The organism is Streptomyces sp. NBC_00078 (assembly GCF_026343335.1).
In the GTDB taxonomy this organism is placed as follows: Bacteria; Actinomycetota; Actinomycetes; order Streptomycetales; family Streptomycetaceae; genus Streptomyces.
The window spans coordinates 3,608,390-3,627,405 of sequence record NZ_JAPELX010000001.1 but is presented as its reverse complement, the minus strand read 5'-3'; the positions used below and the strand labels follow the sequence as shown (position 1 = coordinate 3,627,405).

At 71.5% G+C, this 19,016-nt stretch carries 14 protein-coding genes; 6 read left to right on the top strand and 8 right to left on the bottom strand.

Going from position 1 to position 19,016, the window contains the following annotated elements; genetic code table 11:
- Positions 1–83: 83 nt before the first annotated feature.
- From OOK07_RS16835 to OOK07_RS16825, 3 genes are all read right to left on the bottom strand, one after another.
- Positions 84–1,811 carry an LCP family protein gene (locus OOK07_RS16835; RefSeq protein WP_266797218.1) on the bottom strand — a complete coding sequence of 576 codons (1,728 nt, stop codon included), beginning with the start codon at positions 1,809–1,811 and terminating at the stop codon, positions 84–86.
- 241 nt (positions 1,812–2,052) lie between these two features.
- Positions 2,053–3,261 (bottom strand): LCP family protein, encoded by a 1,209-nt coding sequence (locus OOK07_RS16830; RefSeq protein WP_406311839.1) that lies wholly within the window; start codon positions 3,259–3,261, stop codon positions 2,053–2,055.
- Between the two features lie 223 nt (positions 3,262–3,484).
- Positions 3,485–4,240, bottom strand: a complete 756-nt coding sequence (locus tag OOK07_RS16825) for a TIGR03089 family protein (protein ID WP_266797216.1) — start codon at positions 4,238–4,240, stop codon at positions 3,485–3,487.
- Between the two features lie 128 nt (positions 4,241–4,368).
- Here OOK07_RS16825 and OOK07_RS16820 point away from each other — a divergent pair, with 128 nt between their 5' ends.
- Positions 4,369–5,808 carry a peptidoglycan recognition protein family protein gene (locus OOK07_RS16820; protein ID WP_266797215.1) on the top strand — a complete coding sequence of 480 codons (1,440 nt, stop codon included), beginning with the start codon at positions 4,369–4,371 and terminating at the stop codon, positions 5,806–5,808.
- 162 nt (positions 5,809–5,970) lie between these two features.
- Positions 5,971–7,053 carry a mannose-1-phosphate guanylyltransferase gene (gene manB, locus OOK07_RS16815; RefSeq protein WP_266681040.1) on the top strand — a complete coding sequence of 361 codons (1,083 nt, stop codon included), beginning with the start codon at positions 5,971–5,973 and terminating at the stop codon, positions 7,051–7,053.
- A 70-nt stretch (positions 7,054–7,123) separates the two neighbouring features.
- Here manB and OOK07_RS16810 read toward each other — a convergent pair whose 3' ends face one another.
- A complete protein-coding gene (locus tag OOK07_RS16810) occupies positions 7,124–8,035 on the bottom strand; it encodes an SMP-30/gluconolactonase/LRE family protein (protein ID WP_266797214.1) in 912 nt (303 codons plus the stop codon).
- A gap of 85 nt (positions 8,036–8,120) precedes the next feature.
- Between OOK07_RS16810 and OOK07_RS16805 the strand changes: the two genes are divergently transcribed.
- A complete protein-coding gene (locus OOK07_RS16805; RefSeq protein WP_266683556.1) occupies positions 8,121–8,558 on the top strand; it encodes an Lrp/AsnC family transcriptional regulator in 438 nt (145 codons plus the stop codon).
- A gap of 51 nt (positions 8,559–8,609) precedes the next feature.
- On the opposite strand, the gene OOK07_RS16800 is transcribed toward OOK07_RS16805, so the two are convergent.
- From OOK07_RS16800 to OOK07_RS16785, 4 genes are all read right to left on the bottom strand, one after another.
- Positions 8,610–9,632, bottom strand: a complete 1,023-nt coding sequence (locus OOK07_RS16800; RefSeq protein ID WP_266797213.1) for a DNA-3-methyladenine glycosylase family protein — start codon at positions 9,630–9,632, stop codon at positions 8,610–8,612.
- 215 nt (positions 9,633–9,847) lie between these two features.
- Positions 9,848–11,200, bottom strand: a complete 1,353-nt coding sequence (locus OOK07_RS16795; protein WP_406311835.1) for a coenzyme F420-0:L-glutamate ligase — start codon at positions 11,198–11,200, stop codon at positions 9,848–9,850.
- A complete protein-coding gene (gene cofD / locus OOK07_RS16790) occupies positions 11,197–12,156 on the bottom strand; it encodes a 2-phospho-L-lactate transferase (RefSeq protein ID WP_266681034.1) in 960 nt (319 codons plus the stop codon). Before cofD ends, OOK07_RS16795 begins: the two co-directional genes overlap by 4 nt.
- A 33-nt stretch (positions 12,157–12,189) precedes the next feature.
- Positions 12,190–12,696, bottom strand: a complete 507-nt coding sequence (locus OOK07_RS16785) for a cysteine dioxygenase (protein ID WP_266681032.1) — start codon at positions 12,694–12,696, stop codon at positions 12,190–12,192.
- 650 nt (positions 12,697–13,346) lie between these two features.
- Here OOK07_RS16785 and OOK07_RS16780 point away from each other — a divergent pair.
- The 3 genes from OOK07_RS16780 to OOK07_RS16770 all read left to right on the top strand — a co-directional run bounded on the left by OOK07_RS16780 (position 13,347) and on the right by OOK07_RS16770 (position 18,987).
- Entirely contained in the window at positions 13,347–13,610 is a 264-nt protein-coding gene (locus tag OOK07_RS16780; protein ID WP_003975777.1) for a WhiB family transcriptional regulator, read from the top strand.
- A gap of 176 nt (positions 13,611–13,786) precedes the next feature.
- A complete protein-coding gene (locus tag OOK07_RS16775) occupies positions 13,787–17,422 on the top strand; it encodes a glycosyltransferase family 2 protein (protein WP_266681030.1) in 3,636 nt (1,211 codons plus the stop codon).
- Positions 17,419–18,987, top strand: a complete 1,569-nt coding sequence (locus OOK07_RS16770) for a DUF5719 family protein (RefSeq protein ID WP_266797212.1) — start codon at positions 17,419–17,421, stop codon at positions 18,985–18,987. The genes OOK07_RS16775 and OOK07_RS16770 overlap by 4 nt, the downstream gene beginning before the upstream one ends.
- Positions 18,988–19,016: the final 29 nt, after the last annotated feature.

Below are 19,016 nucleotides of genomic sequence, written 5' to 3'. Positions count from 1 at the left end.
TGAACAGGCCTGCCGTGCGTCCTGTTAGACGCACGGCAGGCCTGTGTGGTCACCTCAGTCGTTCAATTGGTGCACATTTTCGTTCAGCTCGCGCACTTGACCTTGTCCGCCGTGGACTTGTCGACGGGCGGCGCCTTCGTCGAGGCGTTGAGCGGCTCGCCGGCCTGATGGAAGTCCTTGCCCAGGGTCAGGGTCATCTCGGGCAGTCCCTGGGAGTTGGTCACGCTCTTGCCCGGCTTGAGGGCGGATCCGGGAAGACCCATGAGGGCGGCCAGTTCCCGGGCCTGGGACGCCTGGGCGGGCGCGTACTCCAGGGTGGTCTTGGCCAGCTCCACCTGAGCGTTGCCCGCGTTCCTCGACTTCAGCACGCCCACGCTGTTCTGCAGCCACACCAGGGTGTCCTGCGCACCGCCGTCCGTGGCGCCGGCGTTGAAGATGCGCACCCGCACGTCGGAGGCGGCGGACCTGCTGCCCTTGAGACGCGCGGCCTGGGCGTCCTTGGCCGCCTTCTCCTCCTTCTTCACCTCGGTGAAGGAGACGTCGTTCTTGATCGCGTCGAAGACCTTGGGCGCCGCGCCCGGGTCGACGATCACGGTCTTGTGGACGACGCCGTCCGCCGGGTTGTCCCGCACCGGCACCGTCATGAAGCTGATGTTCTTCGTCGGGACCTTCTTCATCTCCAGGGCGATGTCCTTCAGCGTGCTGACCTTGCCGATGCCGGTGTCCACCGTCAGCGCCTTGGTGGCGGCCTCGGCCAGCTTGTACAGCTTGGTCGGGCTGGTCAGCGTGTCGCTGGAGGACATCTTCCGCATCAGCGAGGCCATGAACTGCTGCTGCACCTTGATGCGGTCCAGGTCACCGGCGTTGCCCCAGCTGTGACGGGTGCGGACGAACGCCAGTGCCTGCTCGCCCTCCACCTTGGACGGGCCGGCGGGCAGTTTCAGGTGCGACTCCTTGTCGCTCACCGCGTGGGCCAGACACACCGGCACGCCGTCGACCGCGGTCGTCAGCGTCTTCACCGCGTTGAAGTCGACCATCATGAAGTGGTCGGGCTCGATGCCGGTGACCGCCTTCACCGTGCGCATGGTGCAACCGGGGTCCCGGCCGTCCTGGCCCAGACTGGTGTTGAAGCGGACGTCCTCCGTGCCCGCGATCACCTTCTCGCTGCCGTCGGACTGCTTCGTCTCACAGTCCGGGACATCCACGATCAGGTCCCGCGGAATGCTCAGCGCGGTCGCGTTCGTACGGTCCTTCGAGACGTGCAGCAGGATGTTCGTGTCGGCGTGACCGACGCTGCCCGAGTCGCCGTAGCCCTCGTTGCCCTTACCGGTGCGCTTGTCGGTGCCGATGATCAGGATGTTGAAGGCCTCGTCCTTGCTGAAGCCGCTCTTGCCCGCAGTGCCGATGTCCGTGGTGGAGACGTTGCCCTCAAGGTGCCTGAGGTAGAGGTACCCGGCCGTGCCGACGGCGACCAGCACCAAGGCCATCGAACCGCCGGTCCACATCAGGGCCTTCTTGGCCTTCGACTTCTTCTGCACCGGCCGGCGCCCGCGCCGCCCCGGCAGTGGCTCCTCGGGCGTCGCGCGGCGCCGGCGTTGCGGCGGTACCTCGCGGCCCGGAGCCTGCGGTTTCGCTCCACGGTTGCGCGCCGCGCCGCCCGCGCCACGAGGGGCGGATCTGCGAGGCCCTGGAACCGTCGATTGCGGAGCGGAAGGAGTCAGTCGCAGTTCGTATTCGCCGGTGTCCGGATTGAGCACCCACTGGTCTGCGGGGTCGACGTTGTCCGCCCGCCCACGGCTTTGCGCGTCCACGGTTGTCTCAATCCTCCGTTTGGGCCACGCGGCGCCTTTCCCCTCAAAGGCGCTCGGGTCACGGTCACAGGTGCACGACCCGCAGGAAGGACCTCGCGGCCTGATGCACCGGATCGCTCACACTATCCGCCCAGTTCAGCGTCAAGCGACGTCAGTGACAAAGTCCACGCCCTACAACTGGGCAATACGCCCATTTCCTTGGACTTTCTTGACGCGTCTGTTCGTCGCCTTGATGTTCGCTTTACCCGCAGCCGTCCTCGGCGGCCGTGTTCCCGCGAAACGTCGGTGCGGGTGAAACGGACGACACGGGCTCATCGGGTCGTTTCTCTCCGGACTTTCCGTTGCCGTAGCCGTACTCGCCGTAGTCGTACGACTGCCCGTACGAAACCCCGCGCGAACCCGGATTGCGACTCTTCGAGTCGGAATCCCGTGGAACGTCCTTCGTGACCTTCAAGGGCGCATCCCTGCGCAGGCGTTCGAACAGTTTCTCCGCCTCGGGTTCCACGAGCTGGTCGCGATTGGCGTTGTAGACGTACGACTCCCGCGGAACCGTGAGGAACTGCACCTGTTTCGTGGGGATGTGGCGCAGCCCGCGCACAAGGTCGTACAGGCCGCGCAGACTCGCCAGATCCGGATCGGTGGTGAGGGACGACGTGGCGGCGTCCAGCACGGGATAGAGCTTCACGGGATTCAGCAGTACGTCGTTGCTCCGCACCTTGTTGACGAGCGCCCCGAGAAACCTCTGCTGGCGGTCCATCCGGTCGGTGTCGCTGCCGTTGCCCAGGGACTTGCGGGCTCGGACATAGCCGAGGGCCTGCTCGCCGTCGAGCGTGACCCGCCCCGCGGGCAGCTTCAGCTTGGCGGCCTTGTCGTCGATCGGCTCCTTCAGGCAGACCTGGACGCCGTCGACCGCGTCGACCATCTCCTTGAAACCGTGGAAGTCGATGACGACGTGGTGGTCGACGCGGATGTCCGTGAGCTTCTCGACGGTCCGGATGGTGCAGGCCGAACCACCCACCTGGAACGCGTAGTTGAACATCGCGAAGGTCGGCTGTGAGCGGGTCCCGTCGGTGCGCAGGCAGGAGGGCACGTCCACCATCAGGTCACGCGGCAGCGACATAGCGGTGGCGGTGCGCCGCCCCGCGCCGAGGTGCAGCAGGATCGTCGTGTCGGAGCGCTCGGTACCAGAGTCCCGCCCGTACTGGGCGTTGCCGTTTCCGGAGCGCGAGTCCGACCCGATCAGCAGGATGTTCTGGGCGCCCTTGGCCAGTGACGTGGGCCGTTCCTTCTCGTAGCGGGCGAGTTCCCTGGCGGCTGCCTCGTCGGGCCTGATGTTGCCGTCCAGCTTCATGTACAGCACCAGCCCGCCCCCGGCCGCCCCGACGACCAGCACGGCGACGGCAAGCCCCCCGTACCGCACCCACCGCCGCCGCCGACTCAGCCCTCTCACGTGCCGCTCCACCCCTCATGGCGTACGAACGTGCTGTTCCTACGACCATGACCCGGAGGTGCCGGTGAGGGCGGCCATTGCTGATCCGAACGGGTGAGGGCAACCGCAACGCCCTGTCAGGCGCCGGGCTGTGTCCGGTGTGCATCCGGTGTGCGGCTCGGCCGCGCGGGCGCGACGAGCCACAGCCAACAGCCCGCGGCCGCCGGACGCGGACGCGCCCCTCTCAGCGGCGCACCACACTCACCCGTTCACTCTCGATGCGCTTGGCGAGTGCCGCCTCGTCCAGCCGGTCCGCGTTCCGGCACAGCACCACGGACCCCCCCACCGCGAGCGGGCCGTACAACCCGGCATTCAGCCCTTCCCAGGTGTCGTACGACAGCCCGGAAAGAATCCGGGACCCCGGTCCCGTCAGTCCGAGCGACGCGGCCTCGTCCAGGGCCCGCTCGACCACCTCGGCGCCGGTGGACTCCCGTCCCGCCACGATCAGTGCCGGCTCCTCGGGGTCCACGGGCGCGAACGGCGCGAACCGGTCCCCCTGCCCCGGCACTTCGACGGCGTAGTCGGCGAAGCCCTCCGGCGTCTGCGGAAACCGGCCGCCCAGCGGCCGCAGCGCAAGGGCCACCCGCTCACCCCGGCACGCCCGCGCCGCGTCCAGCGCGTCCGGCCCGCTCACCACCACGTCGGCCGCGGCCGGATCCCCGGCGACGTCCGCGAGCGCGCCCACCGAGGAGCACGCCAGCAGCCACACGGCGGTCTGCCAGTGCGCGGGCAGCAGCAGCGCGACCCGGTCGCCGGGCCCCGCGGCGAGGTCGCCCTGAAGGAGGTTGGCGGTCTTGGCCACCCAATTGGCGAAGGTGGCCACGGACAGTTCTATGCGCTCGCCCGTGGCATCGTCGTAGAAGGTCACCAGGGGGCGTCCGGGGTCCGCGGCGAGCGCGGAACGCAGCAGGTCGGCGGGGGTACGGTCGGTGGCGTTCACCCGCGCAAGGGTACGCGGGCGGCCGGTCGCGCACGGCGTGGTGGGGCCACCGGTTCGGAGGAACGGAAGCCGACGGTCCGTCAGATACCGGATGGACATATATGTATGACTATGTCCAAATCGATGTCATGCGTGGATTCCTTGCTTCTTCGATCGCCTCCTCGATCGGCGTCGCCTGCGCGGCCGCCCTCGCCCTGCAGTTGACGCCGCCCGCGACCGCGGCGACGGCGAGACCCGTGGCCGGCGCGGCACGATCCGCGCCGGCGGCCGTCCAGCCCGACCTCGCCGGCAGCACCCGGTCGCTGCCCCTCGCCCCCCTCGGCTCCAGCACCCGCTCGATCCCCGGCGCGGCCGCGGAGCAGGGCCTGACCCGCCAAGGCGTACGGCACTTCTCGATGGTCGGCGTCATCTGGGACAACCCGGACACCGAACTGCGCGGTGACGTCCAGGTCCGCACCCGCGCGGCCGGCGACGGCACCTGGTCCGCCTGGCAGAGCCTGGAGACGCACAACGACGACGCGGCCGACCCCGGCACCGCCGAGCGCACCTCGGGCCGCGTCCGAGGCTCCACCGCGCCGCTGTGGGTGGGCGACTCGGACGGCGTGGAGGTCCGGGTCCGCGCCGAGGGTGCCCCTCGTGACGAGGAGACCGCCCGGGGCGCCCGAGCCGTCACGGCTGCCTCCGCCCTTCCCTCGGGCCTGCGTCTGGAACTCGTGGACCCCGGCGAGGAGACCGGGGCGGACGACGCGCCGGCCCTCGCATCGCACGGCATGCCGGCCGAAGCCCCGCGCGCGGGCGCCCTCGCCGCCGAGTCCACCGAGGCCCTCGCGGTCTCCGCCGCCAACGCCGATGTCGCCCCGCTCGGCGCCACCGAGATCCCCGAGCTGAGCCAGGCCTCGACCGTGCGGGAGCTGCGGGCCCTGCGCGGCAGCGAACTGACGGAAAGTCAGCGCGCGAAGCCCTACATCGGTGCCCGTCCCCGCATCGTCACCCGCCGTGGCTGGGGCGCGAACGAGAAGCTGCGCGAGAAGGGGTTCGTCTACACGAAGAAGGTCAAGGCGGCGTTCGTGCACCACACGGCGTCCGGCAACAAATACCGCTGCTCGCAGGCGGCCTCCGTCATCCGCGGTATCTACCGCTACCACGTCAAGAGCATGGGCTGGCGCGACATCGGCTACAACTTCCTCGTCGACAAGTGCGGGACCGTCTACGAGGGGCGCGCCGGGGGAGTGGCCAAGGCGGTCATGGGCGCTCACACCCTCGGTTTCAACACCAACAGCATGGGGATCGCCGTCCTCGGCAGCTTCGGCGCGAGCAAGCCGCCCGCGGCCGCGCTGAAGGCCATCGCCCGGCTCACAGCCTGGAAACTCGGTCTCTACGGGGCCAATCCGCGCGGAAAGACATATCTGAAGTCGGGTGGTGGCAATCTCTACCGAAAGGGAAAGAACGTACGACTGAATGTGATCTCCGGTCACCGCGACGGCTTCGCCACGGACTGCCCGGGCACGCAGCTCTACCGCAAGCTCGGCACGGCCCGCTCCACCGCGGCGCGCTACCAGGGCCGTTAGGCCCCGGGGGGAGCCGGGTCGGGGACGCATTCACGCCAAGGGGCCTGCACGGGTGGAACCACGGAACACCGCACGGCCGTCGAAGGCGCCACACAACGTTCTGCATACACTGGCCGGCCGAAAGACAGTTCGGCCGGTCCCGGCAGGAAGCAGAGACGACAGGTGACAGAAGCGATCCTCCTGGTCGGCGGCAAGGGAACCCGGCTGCGCCCGCTCACGGTCCACACACCGAAGCCCATGGTCCGGGCGGCAGGCGTCCCGTTCCTCACGCACCAACTGGCGAGAGCGAGAGCGGCGGGCGTGGACCACATCGTCCTGGCCACGTCCTACCTGGCCGAGGTCTTCGAGCCCCACTTCGGGGACGGCTCGTCGCTCGGCCTCCACCTCGAGTACGTGACGGAGGAGGAGCCCCTCGGCACGGGCGGCGCCATCCGCAACGTCGCGTCCCGGCTGCACTCCGGCCCGGACGACCCGGTTCTGATCTTCAACGGCGACATCCTGACGGGCCTGAACATCAGGGCACTGGTCGACACCCACGAGGAGACGGGCGCCGACGTCTCCCTCCACCTCACCAAGGTCACCGACCCGCGCGCATACGGACTGGTCCCCACGGACGAGACGGGCCGCGTCCTCGCCTTCCTGGAGAAGCCGCAGGCCCCCGAGGAGATCGTCACCGACCAGATCAACGCGGGGGCGTACGTCTTCCGCCGCTCGGTCATCGACACGATCCCGGCGGGCCGCCCCGTCTCGGTCGAGCGGGAGACGTTCCCGGGGCTGCTCGCCGCCGGAGCCCATCTGCAGGGCATGGTCGACTCGACGTACTGGCTGGACCTGGGTACGCCGGCGGCCTTCGTCCGCGGCTCCGCCGACCTCGTCCTGGGGCGTGCTCCGTCCCCCGCGGTCCCCGGCCGCTGCGGCGACCGCCTGATCCTGCCGACGGCGAGGGTCGCCCCCGACGCCAAGCTCACGGGCGGCACGGTGGTGGGCGAGGGCGCGTTCGTGGCGGAGGGCGCCAGGGTCTTCGGCTCCACGATCCTGCCGGGCGCCGTCATCGAACCCGGCGCCGTCATCACCGACTCCCTCATCGGTACCCGCGCGCGCGTGGGCGAACGCTCCGTCCTGACCGGCACGGTCATCGGCGACGGCGCCGTCATCGGCGCCGACAACGAACTGCGGGACGGCGTGCGGGTGTGGTGCGACGCACGGATCCCGGCGGGCTCGGTGCGGTTCTCCTCCGACCAGTAGCCACCAGCAGCCACCAGTACCCACCAGCGGCCACCAGGAGCGACGCACACGGGGGTGCCGGGCGCGGGTCTCAGACGCGCGGTGCCCCCGTCACCGACATCATCAGCGAGTACAGCGAGGTGGTGGCGGTGATGAACAGGCGGTTGTTCTTCGGACCGCCGAAGGTGATGTTGGAGACGGTCTCCGGCACCCGGAGCCGGCCGATGAGCGTGCCGTCGGGGTCGTAGCAGTGCACTCCGTCCTCCAGGGCGGCGGCCCACAGGCGCCCCCCGTCGTCGAAGCGGATGTTGTCGTAGTGGACGCCCTTCCCGGCCTCGGCGAAGACCCTTCCGTCCGAGAGCGTGCCGTCGTCGCCGACGTCGAAGACGCGGATCCGGGCGGCCCGCGAGTCGGAGACGTACAGCCGCTGCTCGTCGGGGGAGAGGATGACGCCGTTGGGGCCCTCGAACCCGTCGGCGGCGAGGTGTACCTCCCCGCTCGCCGGATCGATCCGGTACACGTGGCACGCGCCGATCTCGGACTCCGCGCGGTGGCCCTCGTAGTCGCTGGTGATGCCGAAGTCCGGGTCGGAGAACCAGATCGTGCCGTCGGAGCGTACGACGGAGTCGTTCGGGCTGTTGAGGCGCTTGCCGGCGTAGCGGTCGGCGAGGACCGTGACCGTGCCGTCGGGTTCGGTGCGGGTGACCCGGCGGTTGCCCTGCTCGCAGCTGACCAGCCTGCCCTGCCGGTCGAGGGTGTTGCCGTTGACGTGACCCGCCGGGCTGCGGAACACCGAGACCCCGCCGCCGGCCTCGTCCCAGCGCAGCAGCCGGTCGTTCGGAATGTCGCTCCACACCAGCTGCCGCCAGGCCGGCAGGTACAGCGGACCCTCCGCCCACCGGCAGCCGTCGTACAGCACCTCCAGCCGGCTGTCGCCGTTCGTACCGGTGCGGAAGCGGTCGTCCAGGATCTCGTACAGGTCGTCGACGATGTGGCCGGACATGGTTACCCCTCGGAGATGTTGATCAGGACAGAATTCAACGTAACACGCGCTCTGCTGAATCAGATATGGTTTTCACATGAAGCGAGTGGATGACATCGACCGCCGGCTGATCGCGCTGCTCCAGCGGGACGCCACCCGGTCCTACGCCCTGCTGGGCAAGGAGGTCGGCCTGTCGGCGGGCGCGGCGCACGAGCGCGTGCGCAAGCTGCGCGAACAGGGGGTCATCCGGGCCACGACGGTCGATGTCGACCCGGCCGCTCTCGACCGCGGCGTCCTCGCGTTCGTACTGGTCGACTCGAACGCGTGGATGGGCGAGCGGGGCGAGGCCTTCGCCGCCGTACCGGAGATCCAGGAGGCGCACGTCATCGCGGGCAGCGCGGCCGTCCTGGTCAAGGTGCGCACCGCGACCACCGGACAACTCCAGGACGTGCTGCGGCGCCTGTACGCGATCGAGGGGGTCAGCGGAACGCAGGCGACGGTGGTCCTGGAGACCTTCTTCGAACGGCCGTTGGACGCGGGTTAGCCCTGCGTCAGCCCGGCGCCGCCGTCGCCCCCGTCGTCCGGGAGGGAGCGGTCAGAGCAGCCCGATGTCGGTCTTCGGCATCTTCGGCGCCCGCCTCGGCGGCGTCCTGCCGCTGAGCAGGATCAACCGGGCCGCCCTGTGGCGCTGCCCCGCATAGGGCTCCAGCAGCTCCAGCATCACGGCGTCGTCCGCGTCCCGGTCCCCGGCGAGCGCCCAGCCCACGATGCGCGGCAGATGCAGATCCCCGACGGTCACGGCATCCGGCGCCCCATGGCTGCGCTGCACGGTCTCCGCCGACGTCCACGGACCGATCCCGGGCACGACCTCCAGCCGTGTCCGCGCGGCCGCCGGTTCCATCCCGACCGCCTCCTCCAGCCGCGCGGCGACCCGCACGGCCCGCAGGATGGTCGACGCCCGCTTGTTGTCGACCCCGGCCCGGTGCCACTCCCAGGACGGAATCAGCGCCCAGGTCCGCGGCCCCGGCATCACCCACAGCCGCCCGCCCGCCGCCGGCCCCGGCGCCGGCTCCCCGAACTTGCGCACCAGCAGCCGCCAGGCCCGGTACGCCTCGTCGGTGGTGACCTTCTGCTCCAGGACCGACGGGATCAGCGACTCCAGCACCAGACCGGTCCGCGTCAGCCGTAGTCCCGGCCGCCGATGCCGGGCGAGCGCCACCAGCCGGTGCCGCGGCGCGAACGCGTCCGGATCGTCCGCGGCGCCGAGCAGCTCCGGCAGCTTCTCCAGCAGCCACTCGGCTCCCGGCCCCCACGCCTCCCCGCACACCTCACTGCCGCGCACCGAAACCCGGAGCGTGCCGGGCCCGGCAGGCGTGAGGCTGGCCCGCCACACGGAGCCGTCGGGCATCGCGCGAAACGTCGGATCCCCCGGCCCGCGCCGCAGCGGCCCCAGCACGAGCCCGAGGTCGAGCGGCCCGTCCGGCACCACGGTCCGCACCCGCCCCGGGGCAGTCGCCTGCCGCGGCACACCGGCGGGCACACCAACATGCCCACCGCGCACGGTCGTACGAGTGGGCCGGGGAGACCGGGGAGACCCGGGTGCGAAGCGTCCTGCCACGGCTGAGTTCCTGGGAGGTATCGGGGATGCCCTAAGAGACTAGGCGGTACATACGATCGCCGGGGGCCGACAGTGCCCCTTCAGGGACGCGGGGCCGTATCGGCACGCGGCCCCGCCGCATGGACGCGACACCCTCCACCAGCCCGCACTCGCGCACGAGGCCCCCAAAAGCCGCAGGGCCGAACCGCAGGCGCCCGGCCGGCCCCGACCAACCATCACCGAACCTCGAAGAACGCCTCCGCATCCCGCTCCGGCCTGGGCCGGGGCTCCTGGGCCGGATGCCCGACCGCCACCGCTCCCATCGGATCCCAGTCCTCCGGCAGCCCCAGCGACTCCCGCACCACATCCCGGCAGAACATGGTCGAGGACACCCACGCGGACCCCAGCCGTTCCCCGGCCAGCGCGACCAGGAAGTTCTGCACGCCGGCGCCCGCGGCGACCACGAACATCTCCCGCTCGGCCCCGTCCCGCCGCGCGTCCCCGTACGTGTGCGACCCGTCCATGACGAGACACGGCACCACCAGATACGGCGCGTTCCGCAGCACGTCGCCGCGCCGGACCCGCTTGGCGATGGACTCCTCGCTCTTCCCGTCCCGCCGCAGATCGGCGATCCAGGCGTCGCGCATGGCATCCAGCAACCCGGTCCGCGCAGCCTCCGACTCCAGCAGCACGAACCGCCACGGCGTCGTGTGATGCGGCGCCGGAGCGGTCACGGCCGCGGCGACCGCCCGCCGTACGGCACCGGGGTCGACCGGTTCCTCGGTGAAGGCCCGCACCGTACGGCGCTGGGTCACCGCCGTACGGATCGCCTCGGACGTCCCCAGCCGGAACATGTCGTCACGTCCGCCACGCACCATGGCCCGCGCCCCCTCCCCGTCGTCCTCGGCCACCACGTGCCCCAGCCCGCGCACCACGGCGACGGGCAGCCCGGCGGCCTTGCCCTTGACCAGATCTCCGGCCGCGGCCAACTCGTCCGCCGTCGCCACGACCGTCGCGCTGAGCGGATTGCCGTACGCGTCCGTGCCCCCGCGCAGATCGTCCAGTACGCGCACACCGGCGGCGCCGATGGCGACATCCGTGAGACCCGCGCGCCACGGTCGCCCGAAGGTGTCGGTGACGACGACGCCGACGTCGACGCCGAGAGCGTCCCGCACGCCGTCCCGGATCGCACGGGCGGACGCGTCCGGGTCCTCGGGCAGCAACAGCACCGTGCCCGAAGGGGTGTTGGAGGCATCGACCCCGGCCGCGGCCATCACGTGCCCCTGGCGGTTCTCGACGATCCGCAACGCACCGCGCCGCGCCACCACCCGCACGGTCTCGGCGTCGATGGCGGCCTCCCGGTCGTCCGCCTCGACGATCCGCCCCTCCGCCTTGGACACGATCTTCGAGGTGACGAGCAGGACGTCCCCGTCGACCAGCCCGGGCTCGGCGGCGGCGATCAGCTTGGCGACATCGTCACCCGGCGCGACCTCGGGCAGCCCGGGCACGGCCCAGACCCGGTAACCGGACACCTCGCCGCCCGCCAGGGCCCCGGCACCCCCGGCATCCCCGGAATTCCCGCCGCTCACGGCGCCCGCACCTCCTCCGCCAGTGCCAGCGCCTCGCGTGCCATCCGGGCGGTCGCCTCGATGTCGCTCATCATCAGCGGCACGGCCCGGCACCGGATCCCGGCGGACTCGACCCGCTCCACCACGTGCGCGTCCACGGTGTCGACGAGCCAGCCGTCGAGCAGCCCCGAGCCGTAGTGCTCGGCGACCGCCGCGGCCGTCGACTCCACGCCGACCGCCGCCAGCACCTTGTCGGCCATCCCGCGCACGGGCGCGTCCCCGACGATGGGGGAGAGGCCGACGACCGGCACCCCGGCCTCGGCGATCGCCTCACGGACACCGGGCACCGCGAGGATCGTGCCGATGGACACGACCGGGTTCGAGGGCGGGAACAGCACCACGTCCGCCTCCGCGATCGACTCCAGGACACCGGGCGCCGGCTTGGACTGCTCGGCCCCGACGGGCACGACCGCCTCGGCCGGCACCGAGGCCCGCAGCCGCACCCAGTACTCCTGGAAGTGCACCGCCCTGCGCTCACCGTCGACCTCGACGGCCACATGCGTCTCGACCCGGTCGTCGGTCATGGGGATGAGCCGCACGCCCGGCTTCCACCGGTCGCACAGCGCCTGGGTCACCGCGCTCAGCGGATATCCCGCGCCGATCATCTGCGTCCGCACGATGTGCGTGGCGAAGTCCCGGTCGCCGAGCCCGAACCACTCCGGCCCCACGCCGTACGCCGCGAGCTCCTCCTTGAGGTGGAAGGTCTCGTCCGCCCGTCCCCAGCCCTGCTCCTCGTTGATGCCGTCACCGAGCGTGTACATCACCGTGTCGAGGTCCGGGCAGACCTTCAGCCCGAAGAGGTGAATGTCGTCCCCGGTGTTGCCGATGACGGTGATGTCCGCGTCCGGCACGGCCTGCTTCAGACCGCGCAGGAACCGGGCACCACCGATGCCGCCTGCCAGAACCACAATGCGCATGGGCCAAGTCTTGCAGGCGGGTACGACAACGCGTCAGGCAGTCACCGGACGCGGCTCGGTGCGCGCCTCGCAGTGCGGGGACGTGTGCATCGGCATCTCGGTCAGGCCCGGGTAGTAGATGTGCAGGCTGACCGCCGGCTCCAGCGCGTCATTGCCCACCTCGTGCACGTATCCCGGCGCGAACACCCGCTGCGCACCCGCGCCGAGCGCGCGTGTGCCCCGCTCGGTCCGTTCGGTCAGCGTGCCCTCCAGGACGGTCAGCACCCCGGAGGAGCGGCCGTGGTCGTGCAGCCCGCTGCCCTGACCGGGCACCCAGGACAGCAGCCACACCTCGTAGCCCGGCCCCGTGCGCAGCCGGTGGTACCAGCGCGTCGTGGCGTCGTACTCGACGAGGTGCTCCCACTGCGCGCGGTCGGCGGCGACGGAGCGCGCCAGCCCGACGAACTCGGCCACGGTGGCCGGGTGCTCGCGCGGCGGCTGCAGCAGGTGCTCGACCTCAAGGAGGTCGCCGGCGATCTGGAGGTCGTTGTCGCTGTTCATGGGGGCGGTGGTTCCTCAGTGAAAGAAGGTCAGAGGGAACGGGAGCCCGGTCACGGAGGACCGGACCTACAGCTGGAGCAGGGTGGGCTCAACAGCTGGAACAGCAACAACAGCTACAGCGAGCACGGGCAGCACCGAGGGACCCGGCGGTGCGGGTCGAGGCGAGTGCCGAGTTCGCGAGCATGCCCACAAGGACAGCGGCTCACACCTTCACTGTCAACCCGACGCCCGGTATGTGGGACATGGTTCACCTCATCCGGTTCATGTCCCAGGCGAAAGGTTTGTGCACCCGCCACCCGGGACACATGGCGCACAACCGGGCGCGTAAACCTCGTTGCGATCCCGTGATCCGAACGTGATCCGGTTCGCTCCGAGGTGCGCATGGAACGAGATCGGATCTCCGGGCGTCCTTCCCCATACAGGCTCTGCATGGGGGCGGAGGCCCTTCCGGGCCTCGTCTGCATGTCAAGGTTTATGCCGATTTGAACACTTTCTGCATGGCCTTGGTTCCGCAGAGTGAATAAGGGACCCAATAGCAGATCTCGGCTTGACTCGCCCGGAGCAGCACACTTGTAATTTCACTCGTGTCGTTCAGCCGGGACCGGTAACGGCTACATCACGGGGACGCGAAAGACAGACGAGGGGCGCACATGACCGAGCTGGTGCAGCAACTGCTGGTCGACGACGCGGACGAGGAACTCGGCTGGCAGGAGCGCGCGCTGTGCGCCCAGACCGACCCCGAGTCCTTCTTCCCCGAGAAGGGCGGCTCCACCCGTGAGGCCAAGAAGGTCTGCCTCGCCTGTGAAGTCCGCTCCGAGTGCCTCGAGTACGCCCTTGCCAACGACGAGCGCTTCGGCATCTGGGGCGGCCTGTCCGAGCGGGAGCGGCGTCGACTGAAGAAGGCCGCCGTCTGACCTGGCGGCCCACACCCGCACCCCACAACCGAACGGCCCGTCGCAGGTGAGTTATCCACAGGCGGCGGGCCGCCGCCATGCCCAGCCGATAGTGTGGTCGCTCGTCCGAGACGCCTCGCCGCCCACAGGGGGCACAGACGTCCACCGCAGTCCATCGAACCGGGGCCCGTACCTCGATGTCCGTGCACAGCCACACGTCAGCCCAACACGACGCTGCCGCTCCAGAGTTCCCGCGTCACGTGGTGACGGCGGTCGTCGTCTCCCATGACGGCGCCCGCTGGCTGCCCGACGCGCTCGCGGGGCTGCTCGGCCAGGAGCGTCCCGTCCAGTACGCCATGGCCGCCGACACCGGCAGCGCGGACGCCTCCGCCCAGCTGCTCGCCGACGCCGTCGGCGCCGACCGGGTGCTGCACCTCGCCCGGCGCACCGGCTTCGGCCAGGCCGTCGAGGAGGCGGCACGGACCGCCCCCGTCCTCACCCCCGAAGAGCTGCCCTATCTGAAGCGGCCGAGCGGCTGGGACCCGGTCACGCGCACCTGGCGCGACGACGCGTACGACATGCCGGAACTCCCGTACGGGGAGCCGGTCCAGTGGCTGTGGCTGCTGCACGACGACAGCGCCCCCGAACCCGACGCCCTGGCCCAGCTGCTGCGCGTCGTGGACAACGAACTCGAACTCGGCCGCGACGACGTGGCCGTCGTGGGCCCCAAGCTCCGCGGCTGGTACGACCGCCGCCAGCTCCTGGAAGTCGGCGTCAGCATCGCCCACTCCGGCCGCCGCTGGACCGGCCTGGACCGGCGTGAACAGGACCAGGGACAACACGACCACGTCCGGACCGTCCTGTCCGTCTCCACCGCCGGCATGCTCATCCGGCGCGACGTCTTCGAACAGCTCGGCGGATTCGACCGCCGGCTGCCGCTGATGCGTGACGACGTCGACCTGTGCTGGCGCGCCCATGCCGCAGGCCACCGCGTCCTCGTCGCCCCGGAAGCGGTCGTACGACACGCCGAGGCCGCCTCCCGCGAGCGCCGCACCGTCGACTGCGGGGGCCGCACCGTCGCGTCCCCGCACAAGGTCGACAAGGCCGGCGCCGTCTACACCCTCCTGGTCAACACGCGCACGGCCCTGCTGCCCTGGGTGCTGGTGCGCCTCGTGCTCGGCACCCTCCTGCGCACCCTCGCCTACCTCGTCGGCAAGGTCCCCGGACAGGCGCTCGACGAGATCCGCGGTCTGCTGGGCACGCTGCTGCGCCCCGAGCGGATCATCGCCGGACGACGCAGGCGGGGCAATCCGCAGATCGACAAGGGCGAGCTGCGCGCACTGTTCCCACCACCCGGCGCGACCGTGCGGGCCACCGTCGAGCAGGTCGCGGGCAACTTCGTCGACAACTCCGACCCCGAGGTGACCTCCGGAGCCGGACGGCACGGCGGCGCGGTCGAGTCCGGGCCCGGCGGCGACGACGCCGACTTCCTGGAGATCGAGCAGTTCGCCCGCCTCAAACGCATCGGCCGCAAACCAGGACCGATGGTGTTCCTGGTGCTTCTGCTCGTCTCCCTGGTCGCCTGCCGCGCACTGCTCGGCGGCGGTGCGCTCGCGGGCGGCGCCCTGCTGCCCGCCCCGGCCGACTCCGGTGAGCTGTGGTCGCGCTACCTCGACTCCTGGCACGCCGTGGGTGCCGGCGGCTCCCCGGCCGCGCCGCCGTACCTCGCGATCGTGGCGATGCTCGCCTCCACGCTGTTCGGCTCGACGGGCCTCGCGGTCACGGTCCTGCTGGTCGGATCGGTGCCGCTGGCCGGCGTCACCGCCTACTTCGCCTCCCGTCCCCTCGTCGAGTCGCGCCTCCTGCGCGCGTGGGCGGCCGTCGTCTACGCCTTCCTGCCCGCCGCCACGGGCGCGCTCGCGGGCGGCCGCATCGGCACCGCCGTACTGGCGGTCCTGCTGCCGCTCATCGCCCGCGCGGGCGCCGCGGCCGGCGGCCTCACGAACGCCTCGGGCGGCCGCGGCAGTTGGCGCGCCACCTGGGCGTACGCCCTGCTGCTGACGATCACCACGGCGTTCACGCCGATCGTGTGGCCGATCGCCCTGATCCTCGGCATCGCCCTGCTCGCCGTGCGCCGCGGGGACGCCACCGCCCACGGCCTGCGCTTCCTGGCCCAGTTCGGCACCCCCTTGCTGGTCCTCGCTCCGTGGTCGCTGTCGCTGCTCCCGTTCGGCTTCTTCCACGAGGCCGGGCTGGAGTACGGCTCCTCGGCCGCCTCCGCCCTCGACCTGCTCGGCGCGAGCCCCGGCGGCCCGGGCACGGTCAGCGGGCTGATGCTCATCGGCGTCGTCCTGGCCGCGCTGGCCGCCCTGCTGCGCTCGGAGCGCCAGTTCGGCATCTGGACGGCCTGGGCGGTCGCCCTGGTGGGCCTGGTCTTCGCGGTCCTGTCCAACGGGTCGGCCTGGGCCGGCCCGGCGACCCTCGTCTACGGCCTCGCCCTCCTGACCGCCGCCGTCCTCGGCGCCGACGGCGCTCGTGCGCGTGTGGCCGAGCAGAGCTTCGGCTGGCGCCAGCCGGTGGCCGCGCTGATCGCGTTCGCCTCGTTCGCCGGTCCGCTGGTCATCGCCGTCGGCTGGATGATCGGCGGCGCCGACGGACCGGTCGAGCGGCGAGACCCCGTGCAGGTGCCCGCGTTCGTCGCCGAGGAGAGCGGCACCCGCGACCAGGCACGCACGCTGGTGCTCGACAGCGACTCCACGGCCCGCGTCGGCTACACCCTGGTCCGTGGCTCCGGCGCCCGCCTCGGCGACGCCGAGATGGCCGCGGCCGACGGCGAGAACGGCCGGCTCGACAAGGTCGTCGCCAACCTCGTCGCCGGCTCCGGCGCCGACCAGGCCGACCAGCTCGGCAAGTTCGCCGTCCGCTATGTCCTCGTCCACAAGGGCGCGCCCCGCGAGGTCACCCGCGTCCTGGACGCCACGCCCGGCCTCTCGCGCCTGAGCCAGCAGGACGGCAGCGCCCTGTGGCGGGTCGACCAGGAGGTCGCGCGCGCCACCATCACCGCCGCCTCCGGCACGGCGCAGCCCGTCGCCGCGGGCCCCGTCGAGATCCACACCACGGTCCCGGCCGGTTCGGACGGCCGCGTCCTGCGCCTCGCCGACACCGCCGCCGAGGGCTGGACGGCCACCCTGGACGGCGAGCCGCTCACCCGCACCACGGTCGACGGCTGGGCCCAGGGCTTCCGGCTCCCCGCCTCCGGCGGCAGCCTGGACGTCACCTACGACGACCCGTTCACCCACACCGCGTGGCTGTGGGCGCAGGGCTTCCTCGCCGTCGTCCTCGTCGTCCTGGCCCTGCCCGGCCGGCGCCGCGACGTCGACGACGACCTCCCCGAGGAGCCGGCCGTCCCCGCCCAGGCCGTGGCCGGCGAGGGCCGCCGCGCCCGCCGCCTGCGCGCCCAGGCGGAGGCCGAAGAGCCAGGCCGGAGCGAGGAGTTCCCGCCTCCTCCGGAGGAGACACCCGTCGCCGTCCCGCACCAGCAGCCCTACGGCGACTACGACGCGGCCGCCTACCAGGGCGCCGAGTACGGCAGTTACGGCAACGACCAGTACCAGGGCGCCCAGCAGTACCCGGCGGGCACGTACGACCAGACGTACCAGGCGGACCCGTACCAGGGCGGCCAGTACGACCCGTACGCGTACGGCGGTGCGCACCAGGGGACGTACGACCAGACCGCCTACGACCCGTCGTACCAGCAGGGTTACGACCCCACGTACGACCCGGCGCAGCAGCCGCCGCACGCCCCTGAGCGCCCCGACGGGAGTCAGCAGTGAACCGCACGACCATCTCCCTGATCGCGGGCACGGCCGCGCTCGCAGCCATCACCGGATTCGCGTCGCTCACCGCGCCGGGCGCCTCCGGTGCGGACACCGCCAAGGCGGCCGCCGAACTGCCAGTGGAGCGCACGAGCCTGCTGTGCCCGGCGCCCAGCGACTCCGACCTCGCCGACACGTCGTACACCTCGTTCACGCCTCTCACCAAGGGCACGGGAAGCGAGGGCACGGGCGAACTCCGGCCCGCGACGGAGCAGTCGGCCGACGGCACGGGCGACAGCGGCAAGACGGACAGCAAAGGCAAGACGGACAGCAAAGGCAAGACGGACAGCAAGGGCAAGACGAGCGGCAAGAAGAAGACCGGCACGGCCGCGAAGCCGGTCCTCACCCCGGAGGAGCCCGGCAAGCCCGTCACCGGCGACGCCTCCGGTTCCGGCAGTCCTGCGCTCATCGGTACCGCCGAGGGCAGGTTCGCGCCCGGCTGGACGGTGCAGGAGACAACCGAGGTCGCCGCGGGCAGCGGCCGAGGCCTCCAGGGCGTCAACTGCACCGCGCCGGACACGGAGTTCTGGTTCCCGGGCGCCAGCACGGACGCCTCCCGCACCGACTACGTCCACCTGACCAACCCCGACGACTCAGCGGCTGTCGTCGACGTCGAGCTCTACGGCAAGGACGGCGCCCTCAAGTCCACGGTGGGGGAGGGCATCACGGTCGGGCCGCACTCCAGCGACCCGGTCCTGCTCTCCACGCTGACCGACGAGAAGCAGCCCAACCTCACCGTCCACGTGAACGTCCGCAGCGGACGCGTGGGTGCCGCCGTACAGGCTCTCGACGACAAGCTCGGCGGAGACTGGCTGGCCGCGTCCACGGACCCGGCGGGCAGTCTCGTCCTGCCCGGCATTCCGAAGGACGCCACCTCCGTGCGCCTGATCGCCTTCGCGCCCGGCGAGGCGGACGCCGATCTGAAGCTGCGGCTCGCCTCCCCGTCCGGGCTGATCACGCCCGCGGGGAACGAGACGCTGCATGTGAAGGCGGGCATGACCACTGCCGTCGACCTCGGCGACGTCACACGCGGCGAGGCGGGTTCCCTGGTCCTCACGCCCAGTGACGAGTCCGTGCCGGTCGTCGCGGCGCTGCGGGTCGTGCGGGGCAAGGGCGACAAGCAGGAGACGGCGTTCATCCCGGCCACGCGCCCGGTGGGCACGCGCGCGACGTCGGCCGACAACAGCGGCAAGGGCACCACGCTGTCCCTCACGGCGCCCACCCGCACCGCGCAGGTGAAGGTCACCGCCTCCGCGGGCAGCGAGGGCGGAACGGCGGTCTCCAAGACGTACACGATCAAGGCGGGCACCGCCCAAGACGTCGAAGCCCCGGTCCCGAGCGGCCTGAAGGGCACGTACGCGCTGACGGTCGAGCGACTGTCCGGCGGCCCGGTCTACGCGGCCCGGACGCTGACGGCGACGGAGGACGGCGTCCCGGGCTTCACGGTGCAGACGCTGCCGGACGACCGCGGGACGGTGGCGGTGCCGGAAGCGGACCAGGATCTGTCGGTACTGCAGAAATAGCTGCTGCCGGGCGAAGACGGTGACGGCCG

Coding starts and splice junctions, on each gene's coding strand:
- OOK07_RS16820 (WP_266797215.1), top strand. CDS start 4,369: ATGCGTGGATTCCTTGCTTCTTCGATCGCCTCCTCGATCGGCGTCGCC.
- OOK07_RS16810 (WP_266797214.1), bottom strand. CDS start 8,035: ATGTCCGGCCACATCGTCGACGACCTGTACGAGATCCTGGACGACCGC.
- cofD (WP_266681034.1), bottom strand. CDS start 12,156: ATGCGCATTGTGGTTCTGGCAGGCGGCATCGGTGGTGCCCGGTTCCTG.
- OOK07_RS16785 (WP_266681032.1), bottom strand. CDS start 12,696: ATGAACAGCGACAACGACCTCCAGATCGCCGGCGACCTCCTTGAGGTC.
- OOK07_RS16780 (WP_003975777.1), top strand. CDS start 13,347: ATGACCGAGCTGGTGCAGCAACTGCTGGTCGACGACGCGGACGAGGAA.
- OOK07_RS16775 (WP_266681030.1), top strand. CDS start 13,787: ATGTCCGTGCACAGCCACACGTCAGCCCAACACGACGCTGCCGCTCCA.